Source organism: Arcicella rosea (genome assembly GCF_014204325.1).
GTDB classification, from domain to species: domain Bacteria; phylum Bacteroidota; class Bacteroidia; order Cytophagales; family Spirosomataceae; genus Arcicella; species Arcicella rosea_A.
On the sequence record NZ_JACHKT010000022.1, the window covers coordinates 86,591 to 98,707 of the forward strand.

The following is a 12,117-nucleotide window of genomic DNA, read 5'->3' on the forward strand; positions in this document are numbered from 1 at the left end:
GAGACTAATCAGAAACTCAAAAATTTTCCTTTTTTTTGGATAAGTAGTGGGATGTTAATTTTTAGTATTACAAGCATTTTTGATTTAGGTACGCATAATTTTTTTATTGATTCTAACACTTATTTGGACATAATACTAAGATATATCAGATACTTCTCCAACTACATCTATTACAGCTCATTTATCGTTGCATTTCTAGTAAAACAAAATACAATCTCTGACCAATATGGGAAGTAATTATGAAATTCTACTTACGTTTATTGTTGGGATTATCATTTTTGGTATTCTAGTTACTTTTATTATTTCCTTTGTTTTTCTCTTCCAAAAACGCCAAGCAAAACACCGTCAAGAAAAGCAAGCTCTTAAAATTGCTTACGAACAAGAGATTCTTAAATCTCAATTAGAAATTCAAAACCAGACTTTGCAGGATATTGCTCAGGAATTGCATGATAATATTGGTCAATTACTTTCTGTGGCTAGAATTAATTTGAATGTCATGGAAGAGGAAGGCGATGATAAAGATGGTTATATCAAACAAACGAATGAAATTATCAATCAGTCTATCAATGATTTACGTGCTTTGACAAAAAGTTTTGATGGAGATTTTGTACAACAATTTGGTTTAGAAGAAAGTCTCTCGCACGAAATTGCTAGAATCCGCAAAACAAAACGATTTGCTACAGAAATCAATATTGTTGGCGAAAAGTATTCGCTTGGTTATGAACGAGAAATTGTCTTATTTAGAGTAGCCCAAGAGATTTTAAATAATGCTCTCAAGCATTCTAAAGCCAAAAATTTAACGGTACTTTTAAGCTACAAGCCCGAAACTTTTGAGCTTACGATTAAAGACGATGGAAAAGGTTTTGACATCGAAAGAATTCAGCAAAATGAAATGAATCAGTCGGGTGCAGGACTTAGAAATATTCAAAGAAGAGTAAAACTGATAGGAGGGACTTGCCAGATTAGTTCTGAAATCGGAAAAGAAACACAAATTACAATTACGTTAAGCCACTAAGTAAGTTTTTAAAAATGAAATACAAAATTGCTATTGTAGATGACCATACTTTATTTGCCAATGCTTTGGCAGGTTTAGTTCAAAAAATGGAAACTTATGAAGTGATGTTTGAGGTTGGTAATGGAAAAGAATTGATACAGCACTTTAAATTAAAAATGATTCCAGATGTTGTGTTGCTAGACATCAATATGCCTGAAATGGATGGCTATGAAACGGCTTTATGGCTAAAAAATAACTATCCAGAAGTAAAAGTATTAGCACTTTCGATGTTCGATAAAGAGGAGGCGATTGTTGGCATGTTAAGAAATGGTGCTAAAGGTTATTTGCTGAAAGGCTGTAAACCCTCTGAACTCAGAATAGCTTTAGATAATATTATCAATAAGGGATTCCACTACACAGAATTTGTGACGGATAAATTATTGAAAAGCTTGAATCCTGAAAAAGTTAAAAATCCCATCAAAGAACTAGGGTTGAACGACCGTGAATTGGAGTTTGTTCGCCATGCCTGTACAGAACTTACATATAATCAAATCGCAGATTTGATGTGTTGTAGTGCCAGAACGGTAGATGGCTATCGTGAACAAGCATTCTACAAAATGAAAGTAAAAACAAGAACAGGAATTGTTATAGTGGCGATAAAACTAGGAATTGTTACTTTGTAGCTTTTAGTGCTGAGTTTTTGTCTGAAACTCAAAAATCAGCACTCTCAACTCCTCATTCTAATGTCCAAACAGTTTCGCCAGTCACCAATTCTAGTCCGTTTTGATTGACCATTTTGTGAATAAATCCATCATTTCCTCTTTGGCTTTGTGTGATGATTTTATCTCCAAAAAGACTTTCGTTCTTGAAAATAATTTCAAAAGTTTTCAGTACTCCATCGTTCAACACATTGGTAGGAACACTTTCCATTAGCCATTCTACATATCGATTATTATTTGCATGTTGATTTGAATCAATATCATGCCAGCGAATATCAAAATCTCTTTGTGTTTCAACAGTAGTCAAGGGTAATATTTTTCCAGCAACCTTTTGCACAGGTTTTTCGCTTCCACAAGTTGGTGTGATGGCACGCATCCAATCTGGCACAGAAGTTATTCTTCGGCGAGCAATATCAATCAAACCAAATAAGGCATTTGCTCGAATTATTTCTACACCAGCGGCATTATAAACCTTAAAATCACGATAGTAAAAATATTTGTCTATTTCTTGAACGTATGTTTTTACGACAACTGTTTCATCATAAGATGGTAATTGTTCAATCCATATTTTCATACGAGATAGCACCCAAGTAATATTATGTTGGGCACTCAAATCTGGAGCAGAAACATTAGCAACAACAGAATGTCGCCAAGCCATTTCTTGAAAAAGTCCATTCAAAGCAGGAATCGTCAGATTGCTGTGGGCATCTACTTCGGTAATTCTAATTCGGTATGATTCAGTAATAAACTCCAATATTCAAAGTGGTTAAATATGTTTATAAAAAGGAAAAACTTCCAAAAAACAGTTCAAACGAACCGTTTTTCTGGAAGTTTTTATCATTGATAAATGCTGTGAAAATTACTGGAAAATGTAACTAAGCAAAATAACATTCAATTTAATTTCCAGTTTTTTGTTCTTTCAGGAATTTCTGACGAGAAATCCCCTCAGAAGGAGCATCTTCATAAGCTTTTTTGTACTCAGTCTTTTTTAAATCTCCATTTTTGATTGACTTAATGAAATTTGCCCAAGCAAAAGGATTGGTAAATGCCATTAACGGACTTTGCACGAAGCTTCTATTAGCAGCTGAGAAAGTCATTTGGTCTGAAAAATTCTTAAAATTTCCTGCACCACTCAATCCAGCTCTTAAAGCCAATACATTTAGTTTCGATTGCTCAAGGTTTTTAGCTAAAGCTTTTCTTCCTGCTTCATTATCCAACTTCATGTCCAGAAATGCTTTTTTAAATTCATCTTCTGTTCTGTATGGATAAATTTTTACTTCTGCCAACATCTTAGAATCTTCCGTCATAAAAATGGTAGCCACTTGAGTTTGATCGTTGGTTCTTGGAATGATGTAATATTTCTTTTTATAACCAACATAAGTAAATACCACGCTATCACCAGGATATACATACAAAGAGAAATTACCAAAATCGTCTGTCAAAGTACCTCTTCCTGACTGTGGATTGAAAACATAAGCATTTGGTAAAAACTCAGAACTACGGTCGGCAACAACTCTACCCGAAAAAATCACGGATTTGTCTTGTCCTTGTCCAAAGCTAGTGTATTGAGATAGACAAATGATAAAAGCAATTGTAAATATGTATTTTAATTTTAATAGCATCGTTTCACTTTCAGATGATGAATTTTATGTAAACTTACTCAATTTAACGTTTTCAATTGAAAATCTTGTGTGGCTTTAACAGTTTTTAACGTTTTGTAAGTCTAGCAGAATTCAGGCTAAATTTACGGAAACAACTTTAAAAAAGTAATGATAAATGGAATAGAAAGTAACAAACCATCAAATCTATCTAAGAAACCACCATGTCCTGGAATTGTTGAAGCAGAGTCTTTTATTTTAATACTTCTTTTAAATAAAGATTCTACTAAATCTCCATAAGTACCCGCTACTACAATAATTGCTCCACAACCAAACCATTGCCAAGTTAGAAGGTCATTGAAATATTTTGAAAGAATAAATGAAACGAGCATCGAAGCTAAAAAACCACCAACACTTCCTTCCCATGATTTTTTAGGTGATACTCTTTCAAATAACTTAGTTTTACCAAACTTTGTTCCAGCAAAATAAGCACCTGTATCACTTGCCCACAACAAAAATAAACAACCTAAAGGACGTTGCCAACTAAAATTTGTACTATTTAAAAATGCCAAAATGATAATTAGTGCAAATGGTAATGCTACATATATAACGCCTAAAAAAGTATAAGCGATATTTTTAAAAGGTTTTTCATCTTGTGCTTTGTAGAGTTTGATGAAAAATATCAAAGCCATTAAAGGTGAAAGTATATAATAATTGGCTTCGGGAATAATTCCTTTTTCGATAAAGAAGGTAACTGAAACCAATATAAAGCCACAAAAAGTACCGTAATAAGTTAAAGGTTCATCGCCGTCGAGCCCTAATAATTTATAAAATTCAAGCTGTGCTAAGATGGCAATAATAGCAAAAAGCCCAAAGAAAGTCCAATCGCTAAAAACAATGCAAAATATCAAAAAAGGAACAGCCACAACCGCTGCAATTACCCTTTGTTTCAGATTCGACATTCCTTGTAGTTTTTCATTCATATTGATTATTTTTAAATTAGTGATACTTATGCAATTTCTTTACTTTCTTCTAAACCTCCTTCATTATCCAATAAAAACTTGGCTAAAACAGCATCTTTTTGGTGAACATATACTTCACACAGACCGATAAGATAAGAACTATCTCTTTTACTGATTACAACTGCATTGATTTGGTGTTCATCTTCCAAATAAGCTTTCGCTAAATCTGCTTTAAATGGATTTGCAGATTCGTAAATTTTCTTCCAATCATTCATTAAATAGCATTATTTTTAGATACAACACGAAGATAAATCAATCGTCACTTCTGTAAATACTGTGTTGCCAAAACCAACGAAGTAATAATACAGTAAATAAACATGAAGCCAATGCAAAGCCAACTGGTACAGAATCTGTTTGTTCAATATCGGCTTTGATTACTTTCATCTGGTAAAGATAAGCCATCAATAATGTAAAACCATTATTTACAAAATGGGCAAACATTGATAACCATAAATTTTGAGTCCAGTAATATAAGTAGCCAAACATGGCACCCAATAACATTCTTGGAATAAAACCGAAAAATTGAAAATGAATAAAACTAAACCAAAAGGCAGCAAACCAAATGGCAATATGTGGATTTTTGAAAGTTTTTAAGGCTAAATTTTGTAAAACGCCTCTGAATAATAATTCTTCGCTAACGCCAGCCAATACTGCAACAACAAAAATCGCCAAGGCAAATTGTGCTGGGCTTTTGAAATTAGTCATAAATTTGGTGAGTCCGCCCATTGACTTTTCTGAATTTTTCATCCATTCTTCAACGCCTTTCATTGATGCAGGCAATTGCATTTTTTGATTCAGTTCAATAAAAATAGCATCAAAAGGCATGAAACCAATCACTAAAATAGCCACTAGCATTAATACTTGTAAATTAGTAGCTTGGAAACTTAAAGCTTGAATGCTTTGTTTTTCGATAACCGACCAATAAAAAAATGACGCTCCAATAAATGCCATCGGTGTTGAAATCATCTGGAGCACCATAATTCCAAGATAAGTATTGGGATAATCGTTGAGATGTTGTTGAAAATTAGCGGCTTCAGTAAAAGGCATTCCTGTAATTGCAGAAAGAGCGAAAAGTCCTATTGTGGAACCAATAAACAAGCAAATTAAGGTCAAACCCGCTAAAATCAATAGCTTGGCTATAAAGGGGCGTTCAGTTTGTGGACGAAAAGTATCGAATTCTGTCATAATGGTTGTAAATTTACGTAAAAAATAGCAGTGGACAATTATCAAAAACAGCGTAAAAGCTGTTTAAATTAATATTCACTCAAAGGATGTTTAAAAAATCATCCGAGAATAATTGAAAAAGAACAATGGTCAAGATTAAAAACATAGAATTAGGTGAATTTCCTTTGCTACTTGCTCCGATGGAAGACGTTTCAGATCCTCCTTTTCGTGCAGTTTGTAAGGAAAACGGTGCCGATTTGATGTACACTGAATTTATTTCTTCAGAAGGGCTAATTCGTGATGCAGCGAAATCCATTCAGAAATTAGATATTTTTGAATACGAACGCCCAATTGGTATTCAACTTTTTGGTTCTGACATTGAAACCATGAGAAATTGTGGAGAAATTGCTACCAATGCTGGTCCAGATTTAATTGACATTAATTATGGTTGTCCAGTTAAACAAGTGGCTTGTCGTGGTGCTGGTGCGGCTTTATTACAAGATATTCCTAAAATGGTGTTGATGACCAGAGCCGTTGTGGAATCCACACATTTACCAGTAACCGTAAAAACTCGTTTAGGTTGGGACGATACAACTAAAAATATTGAAGATGTAGCCGAACGTTTGCAAGATATTGGTATTGAGGCACTTACTATTCATGGAAGAACCAGAGTGCAAATGTATAAAGGTGATGCCGACTGGCGATTGATTGCCAAAGTAAGAGAAAATCCAAGAATTAGAATTCCTATTTTTGGTAACGGAGATATTGATTCACCAGAAAAAGCACTAGAATATAAAAATCGTTATGGCGTAGATGGTATTATGATTGGTAGAGCATCCATTGGTTACCCTTGGATTTTCAATGAAATCAAACATTTTATGAAAACGGGAGAACATCTTGCTCCGCCAACGATTCAAGATAGAATCGAAGTTTGTAAAAAGCATTTAGATTTTAGTATTCGTTGGAAAGGAAACCATGTGGGTATCGTTGAAATGAGAAGGCATTATTCTAATTACTTCAAAGGAATATCACATTTTAAAGAATTCCGAATGCGATTAGTTACTTCGATGGACTATGAAGAAATTCTAGGAATTCTCAATGAAGTATCAGTCTTTTATGGAGAAGAAGAATTTTTGATAAAAGCTTAAAAAAAGGCGAAGTAAACCTAAACGTTACTTCGCCTTTTTAATTTTTTATAAAGTACTTTATCTTCAACCCAGAAGAAACTTTCTTGATTTTGTGCTGGTTATCTTTTTATGAAAACAACCCTTACTACTTCAACAACAACCTCCACGAAACTTCAAAAACCTTTACTTGTTTGGGGCTTACTAGCACTTTTAGCGGGAATATGGGGAAGTTCGTTTATTTTAGTCAAAAAAAGCTTAGTCGTTTTTGACCCCGCACAAGTCGGCTCATTGCGTATTTTCTCGGCTTTTTGCTTCTTTCTTCCATTCTTTATCATCAATTTCAAGAAAATACCTTTTGCTAAAGCTAAGTACTTTTTATTGGCAGGTTTACTAGGTAATCTTTTGCCATCTTTCTTATTTTCGTTAGCAGGTTCAAAATTAGATAGCGGTGTTTCTGGTGCTTTAAATTCTACAACGCCTTTGTTTACCTTGATTATTGGGGCAAGCTTCTTTGGAAATAAAATCACCCAACGCCAAAGCTTTGGTATCATACTCGGTTTTATTGGAGCTATTTTATTGATTTTGGCTGGTGCTACTGGTTTCCATATAAATGGCTATGCACTCTTTGTGGTAGTCGCTACTTTACTTTATGGTATCAATCTGAATATTACCAAGAAATATTTGACAGGTTTAGGAATCGATTCTTTTTTGATCACTACATGTATTTTTATGACCATCGGTCCAATCGCCGCTGGCGTTTTATTTTCTACAGATTTTATCTCAAGACTAGAAAAACCTGATGCCCTTCAAGCATTAGTTTTTGCTGTGTTACTTGGTGTATTGGGTTCAGCTATTGCAATGGTACTTTTCAATCGTTTAATTCAGATGACGAGTGCCGTGCTGGCAAGTTCTGTTACTTATCTTATTCCAATCGTGGCGATTCTTTGGGGAGTACTTGATGGCGAAGCTATATTATTTCAGCATTATTTAGGCATGAGTATTATTCTTATTGGTGTATATTTGGTGAACAAATCTTAATTAAATTCTTATGTTGAAAGCCATCGTAAACCAGAAAACATTTAACATCGTATCGAATAATACTGGTACAACTATCGACGAACAATTACTCGATTGGGATATTGTTGAAATCCGCAAAAATCATTTTCATATTCTGTATAAAAATCGTTCGTATAATGCCGAAGTATTAGAAGCCGATTATCAAGCAAAAACATTTCTTTTAAGTTTGAACAAAAAACAAATTGTTGTAAACGTAAAAGACCGTTTTGATATGTTGTTGGAACAATTGGGAATGACTGACGCTGCTAATGCCAAAGTAAATGATTTGAAAGCACCCATGCCTGGGCTTATCGTAGCCATACAAGTACAAGTTGGCGATAGTATCAAAAAAGGAGATTCTTTATTGATATTAGAAGCCATGAAAATGGAAAATGTTTTGAAAGCTACTGGCGATGGTAAAGTGAAAAGTATTAAAGTAAATAATAAACAGAATGTGGAAAAGAATCAAGTTTTAATAGAATTTGAATAAGTCTTTAACTTGATAAGTGACAATTTCCCACGCCAAATAAAAAAAAAGTATATCTTTGCCTCCGAAAAAAACCTTAAATCATGGACAAACCGAAGTATAAACGAATTCTTCTCAAACTATCAGGCGAAGCCCTCAGTTCAGATGGTGAAGTAATTGACCCATCAATTTTAGAGCAATACGCTCTTGAAATCAAGAAAGTAAAAGAATTAGGTGTTGAAATTGCCATTGTGATTGGCGGAGGAAATATCTTCCGTGGGGCAGCCGCAGCCAAAGCAGGTATTGACCGTGTTCAAGGCGATTATATGGGAATGCTTGCAACTGTTATCAACGGTATGGCGATTCAAGGTTCTTTAGAAAAACACGGTATGTTTACTCGTTTACAAACTGCCATCAAAATGGATGCTGTTTGTGAACCATTTATTCGTCGCAGAGCGATGCGTCATTTAGAAAAAGGACGTATTGTTATTTTTGGAGCGGGAACTGGAAACCCATATTTCACTACTGACTCAACTGCAGCACTTCGTGCCATTGAGATTGAAGCTGATGTAGTTTTAAAAGGAACTAGAGTAGATGGCGTTTATACTGCCGACCCTGAAAAAGATCCAACTGCTACTCGTTATACACACCTTTCATTTGCAGAAGCAATCAGCAAAGGTTTAAAAATCATGGATACAACGGCATTTACTTTATGCCAAGAAAACAAAGTTCCTATCATTGTATTTGATATGAACAAAAATAATAATTTAGCAGATTTAGCAAGAGGAGAAGAAGTAGGAACTTTAATTAGTTAATGATTTAGGTAAACCGATGAAGATTTTCTAATTCAATCGAAAACCTTGTAGTCAATATAGAAAATCCCAAATTAAACAATGGAAGAAATAGAATTTTACATTGATGCAGCCAAAGAAACGATGGATGGAGCACTCAAGCACTTAGCAATTGAGCTTTCAAAAATTCGTGCAGGAAAAGCAAGTCCTTCAATGTTAGATGGTATTCAAGTAGATTATTATGGCATGATGACTCCACTTTCTGGAGCAGCATCAATCAATACGCCTGATGCTCGTACAATTGTAGTAAAGCCTTTCGAGAAAAAAATGATTGCTGAATGCGAAAAAGCAATTCGTAACTCAAATATTGGTTTAACGCCGATGAACGATGGCGAAATTATCCGTTTAAATATTCCGCCACTTACCGAAGAACGTCGTCGTGACTTAGTAAAAAGAGTAAAAGCGGAAATTGAAACGGCAAAAATTAATGTAAGAAACGTTCGTCAAGATGCGAACAGTTCGATTAAAAAATTGAAAAATGATGGCGTTTCTGAAGATGCTGTAAAAGCAGGAGAGGAGCGTATTCAAAAAATGACAGATGCTTATATCGTAAAAGTTGATGCAGCTTTTGCTGATAAAGAAAAAGATATAATGTCGGTGTAAGTAAAGAATTTTGAGTGAAGAGTTTTGAATGCTGAATGGTAGAATTTGGTATTCAAAACTCTTTTTTTGTGAGGTAGTTTTGATAATTGAAGCTATGTTTGGGGGCGTAGGAACGCTACGCTTAACTTACTACCAGTTTGAGATTAGCCGTCCGCCCAGGTTAAGTTCAACATTTGTTTCATGGTTTGGCTTTCAGCCACCACGAAACCTTATCTATTGGCAGAAGTTTTTATTTTGTTACTTCTAAAATTATTGTCAGTATTCCAATTGTCAAACATAATGGTGAAAAATATTTCGTGTCATTTTCTCCGAATTTTGTTTGTTTTATTTTCTTAAAAACCCCAACATAATTAAAGTCTCCAATTGCTCTCAATGTAAATATGCTTGCAATAATCCAAAGTCCATATTTAGAAAGCCATTGAGGTATGTTAAAACTTATCAGTCCAGACATTACTAAAATGAAAAGACCAAAACCTAATAAGCCAATCGCAACAATTAATGTTGGTAAAATGGTAGGCTGTAACACTTTTGTATTGTTGTCGTTTTTTGTTGGCAACACAGCATCGCTTCCCCATTTTCCTCCAAATGCCCAATAGAAGTGAATTGAGGAAATAAACAAGAAAATCAAAAATAATATAGTTGCTATTACTGTTGTCATATTAGTTCAAATTAAAAATCATATCCATTTGCTTTTTGTTGGCTGATTTAGGGATATTTTTCATTGCGAAATTACGCAACCAAATCCCAAAACTGTTTTCTATATGTGCCATTTTTCCAACTGTCCAACTTGTATTTACAATCGTAAGTGCTTTCTTTCGTCTTAAATTCTCATATTCTGCAAAAGTATTTTGTATTTCAAGTCCACTGTCAAGCAATTTACCTAAAACATAAGCATCTTCAATGGCTTGGCAAGCTCCTTGTCCCAAATTTGGTGTTGTGGCGTGTGCCGCATCTCCAATCAAACAAACATTTTCGCATTGCCATTTGTCAATTGGTTTTAGGTCAATAATTTCACTTACAATTATTTGTTCTTTTGCGGTAGCTGAAATAATATTTAAAATATCTATATGAAATTCACTAAAAAAATCTATCAAGTTTACTTCGTCGGCTTCTACATTTTTTGAATTTGCCAAAGCATACCAATATACTTTTTTATCGCTGATTTTGACAAACCCTAAACGTTGACCTTTTCCCCAAGCTTCGCTGAGTTCGTTATGATATTTTTGGGGTAAATCTATTTCACAAATTCCTCTCCAACAGATTTGGTTTGGATTACGCAATGTGCTTTTTTCAAATAGTTGATTTCTTACTACTGATTTTATACCGTCTGCTCCAATTACAATTTTGCTTTCAATGGTGGAATTGTCTTCAAAAGTCAGCTTAAAAAGTTCATTCTTTTCAATTTTTGAAAGGCGTTTGGATAATTTTATATTGTCGTAGCCAATTTCGTTGGCAAGTATTTTTTGTAATTCTCCCCTGTGAATGGCAATATTTGAAACACTATATTTTTGTTCGTATTCTGAAAGATTGACAACTGAAAGGGGGGTGAGTTGGTCGTCAGTAATTTTCATAAAGGAAATTTTATTACCTGCTTTTTCAATTTTGTCTTGAATGCCTAATTTTTGAAACACTTGCATTGCGTTGTTTGCCAATATTATTCCTGCTCCAACAGGTTTTATTTCTGCCGAACTTTCAAAAATGTTAACATTCAGTCCTCTCTGTTTGAATGTCAAGGTAGTTGTCAGTCCACCAATTCCTGCTCCAATTATGTTTACTGTTTCTGCCATTATTGCTCAGTTTTAATAATGCAAAACTATAGAACTAGAAATGAAAGAGCATTCACTTAAGTTAATTTAGTAATTATTCGGCTTCTAATTCTGCTTAGTGATTGAGGGGTAATTCCAAGGTAGCTTGCTATATATTTTTGAGAGATCATTTGCAATACTAAAGGGTTCTCTTTTAAAAGTTTTAGATATCTATTTTCTGGAGTATAATAAAGTAAGTCCTCAACTCTTTTTTTTGCAGATAGATAAACTTTATCGCTCATTTTCTTTGAAAAGTATGTCCAGAATAAATTTTTATTACACAAATTAACCCAATCATCAATTTTAATGAAATAAACTTTTGAGTTTTCAAGGGCTTGAATATTAAGTTTTGATTTTGTGCCTAATAGAAAGCTTTCATAATCTGTAAAGACAATATTTTCAATTTGCTGATTAAAGTGAAATAATAAGCTTACATCTTCTCCTTTTTCATTTAAATAAAATGTTCGCATTATTCCTTCTTCCAATAATCCTATAAACTTACAGGTGTCGTTTTCTTTTAATACAAAATCATTTTTTTTAATTTCCTTAAATTCAAATAGCGAATATAATTCGTCAAATGATGGATTATCAATTTCAAGTAGCTTTTGTAATTTATTCAGGTTGAACGCATTTAAAAATGCGAGTTATTTATAAAATTAGGAACTTTGTCAGATGAACTGGCAAACTTTCTTTCAAGACATTCCCGATTTTC

At 33.8% G+C, this 12,117-nt stretch carries 15 protein-coding genes; 7 read left to right on the top strand and 8 right to left on the bottom strand.

Annotated features, from left to right (window positions below; all coding sequences use genetic code 11):
* Positions 1 to 226: 226 nt before the first annotated feature.
* Entirely contained in the window at positions 227 to 1,015 is a 789-nt protein-coding gene (locus HNP25_RS14695) for a sensor histidine kinase (protein ID WP_184135293.1), read from the top strand.
* A gap of 14 nt (positions 1,016 to 1,029) precedes the next feature.
* Positions 1,030 to 1,677 (top strand): response regulator transcription factor, encoded by a 648-nt coding sequence (locus HNP25_RS14700; RefSeq protein ID WP_184135294.1) that lies wholly within the window; start codon positions 1,030 to 1,032, stop codon positions 1,675 to 1,677.
* Positions 1,678 to 1,729: 52 nt separating this feature from the next.
* Here HNP25_RS14700 and HNP25_RS14705 read toward each other — a convergent pair whose 3' ends face one another.
* The 5 genes from HNP25_RS14705 to HNP25_RS14725 all read right to left on the bottom strand — a co-directional run bounded on the left by HNP25_RS14705 (position 1,730) and on the right by HNP25_RS14725 (position 5,518).
* Positions 1,730 to 2,467 carry an acyl-[acyl-carrier-protein] thioesterase gene (locus HNP25_RS14705; protein WP_184135295.1) on the bottom strand — a complete coding sequence of 246 codons (738 nt, stop codon included), beginning with the start codon at positions 2,465 to 2,467 and terminating at the stop codon, positions 1,730 to 1,732.
* Positions 2,468 to 2,609: 142 nt separating this feature from the next.
* A complete protein-coding gene (locus HNP25_RS14710) occupies positions 2,610 to 3,335 on the bottom strand; it encodes a carboxypeptidase-like regulatory domain-containing protein (protein ID WP_184135297.1) in 726 nt (241 codons plus the stop codon).
* 122 nt (positions 3,336 to 3,457) lie between these two features.
* Entirely contained in the window at positions 3,458 to 4,294 is an 837-nt protein-coding gene (locus HNP25_RS14715) for a phosphatidate cytidylyltransferase (protein WP_184135298.1), read from the bottom strand.
* A gap of 26 nt (positions 4,295 to 4,320) precedes the next feature.
* A complete protein-coding gene (locus tag HNP25_RS14720; protein WP_184135300.1) occupies positions 4,321 to 4,548 on the bottom strand; it encodes a putative signal transducing protein in 228 nt (75 codons plus the stop codon).
* Between the two features lie 37 nt (positions 4,549 to 4,585).
* Entirely contained in the window at positions 4,586 to 5,518 is a 933-nt protein-coding gene (locus HNP25_RS14725; RefSeq protein ID WP_184135302.1) for a CPBP family intramembrane glutamic endopeptidase, read from the bottom strand.
* A 125-nt stretch (positions 5,519 to 5,643) separates the two neighbouring features.
* Here HNP25_RS14725 and dusB point away from each other — a divergent pair, with 125 nt between their 5' ends.
* The 5 genes from dusB to frr all read left to right on the top strand — a co-directional run bounded on the left by dusB (position 5,644) and on the right by frr (position 9,600).
* Positions 5,644 to 6,645 carry a tRNA dihydrouridine synthase DusB gene (dusB, locus tag HNP25_RS14730; RefSeq protein WP_184135303.1) on the top strand — a complete coding sequence of 334 codons (1,002 nt, stop codon included), beginning with the start codon at positions 5,644 to 5,646 and terminating at the stop codon, positions 6,643 to 6,645.
* Positions 6,646 to 6,753: 108 nt separating this feature from the next.
* Positions 6,754 to 7,662: a DMT family transporter gene (locus HNP25_RS14735; RefSeq protein WP_184135305.1), complete on the top strand. Its 909-nt coding sequence runs from the start codon at positions 6,754 to 6,756 to the stop codon at positions 7,660 to 7,662.
* A 10-nt stretch (positions 7,663 to 7,672) separates the two neighbouring features.
* Positions 7,673 to 8,170, top strand: a complete 498-nt coding sequence (locus HNP25_RS14740; RefSeq protein ID WP_184135307.1) for an acyl-CoA carboxylase biotin carboxyl carrier protein subunit — start codon at positions 7,673 to 7,675, stop codon at positions 8,168 to 8,170.
* Between the two features lie 80 nt (positions 8,171 to 8,250).
* Positions 8,251 to 8,961: a UMP kinase gene (gene pyrH / locus HNP25_RS14745; protein WP_184135309.1), complete on the top strand. Its 711-nt coding sequence runs from the start codon at positions 8,251 to 8,253 to the stop codon at positions 8,959 to 8,961.
* Between the two features lie 78 nt (positions 8,962 to 9,039).
* Positions 9,040 to 9,600, top strand: a complete 561-nt coding sequence (gene frr / locus HNP25_RS14750) for a ribosome recycling factor (RefSeq protein WP_184135310.1) — start codon at positions 9,040 to 9,042, stop codon at positions 9,598 to 9,600.
* Positions 9,601 to 9,829: 229 nt separating this feature from the next.
* Here the strand turns inward: frr and HNP25_RS14755 are convergent, their stop codons facing one another.
* The 3 genes from HNP25_RS14755 to HNP25_RS14765 are packed head-to-tail and all read right to left on the bottom strand — an operon-like array spanning position 9,830 to position 12,025.
* Complete coding sequence (locus HNP25_RS14755; RefSeq protein ID WP_184135312.1) at positions 9,830 to 10,258, bottom strand: DUF3995 domain-containing protein; 429 nt, start codon at positions 10,256 to 10,258, stop codon at positions 9,830 to 9,832.
* Between the two features lies 1 nt (position 10,259).
* A complete protein-coding gene (locus HNP25_RS14760) occupies positions 10,260 to 11,387 on the bottom strand; it encodes an FAD-dependent monooxygenase (protein WP_184135313.1) in 1,128 nt (375 codons plus the stop codon).
* 56 nt (positions 11,388 to 11,443) lie between these two features.
* Positions 11,444 to 12,025 carry a Crp/Fnr family transcriptional regulator gene (locus HNP25_RS14765; protein WP_184135317.1) on the bottom strand — a complete coding sequence of 194 codons (582 nt, stop codon included), beginning with the start codon at positions 12,023 to 12,025 and terminating at the stop codon, positions 11,444 to 11,446.
* Positions 12,026 to 12,117: the final 92 nt, after the last annotated feature.

What these genes read in the sequence shown, in the direction of transcription:
- HNP25_RS14695 (WP_184135293.1), top strand. Translation starts at nt 227, where the DNA reads ATGGGAAGTAATTATGAAATTCTACTTACGTTTATTGTTGGGATTATC.
- HNP25_RS14700 (WP_184135294.1), top strand. Translation starts at nt 1,030, where the DNA reads ATGAAATACAAAATTGCTATTGTAGATGACCATACTTTATTTGCCAAT.
- HNP25_RS14710 (WP_184135297.1), bottom strand. Translation starts at nt 3,335, where the DNA reads ATGCTATTAAAATTAAAATACATATTTACAATTGCTTTTATCATTTGT.
- HNP25_RS14715 (WP_184135298.1), bottom strand. Translation starts at nt 4,294, where the DNA reads ATGAATGAAAAACTACAAGGAATGTCGAATCTGAAACAAAGGGTAATT.
- HNP25_RS14720 (WP_184135300.1), bottom strand. Translation starts at nt 4,548, where the DNA reads ATGAATGATTGGAAGAAAATTTACGAATCTGCAAATCCATTTAAAGCA.
- HNP25_RS14725 (WP_184135302.1), bottom strand. Translation starts at nt 5,518, where the DNA reads ATGACAGAATTCGATACTTTTCGTCCACAAACTGAACGCCCCTTTATA.
- dusB (WP_184135303.1), top strand. Translation starts at nt 5,644, where the DNA reads ATGGTCAAGATTAAAAACATAGAATTAGGTGAATTTCCTTTGCTACTT.
- HNP25_RS14735 (WP_184135305.1), top strand. Translation starts at nt 6,754, where the DNA reads ATGAAAACAACCCTTACTACTTCAACAACAACCTCCACGAAACTTCAA.
- HNP25_RS14740 (WP_184135307.1), top strand. Translation starts at nt 7,673, where the DNA reads ATGTTGAAAGCCATCGTAAACCAGAAAACATTTAACATCGTATCGAAT.
- pyrH (WP_184135309.1), top strand. Translation starts at nt 8,251, where the DNA reads ATGGACAAACCGAAGTATAAACGAATTCTTCTCAAACTATCAGGCGAA.
- frr (WP_184135310.1), top strand. Translation starts at nt 9,040, where the DNA reads ATGGAAGAAATAGAATTTTACATTGATGCAGCCAAAGAAACGATGGAT.
- HNP25_RS14755 (WP_184135312.1), bottom strand. Translation starts at nt 10,258, where the DNA reads ATGACAACAGTAATAGCAACTATATTATTTTTGATTTTCTTGTTTATT.
- HNP25_RS14760 (WP_184135313.1), bottom strand. Translation starts at nt 11,387, where the DNA reads ATGGCAGAAACAGTAAACATAATTGGAGCAGGAATTGGTGGACTGACA.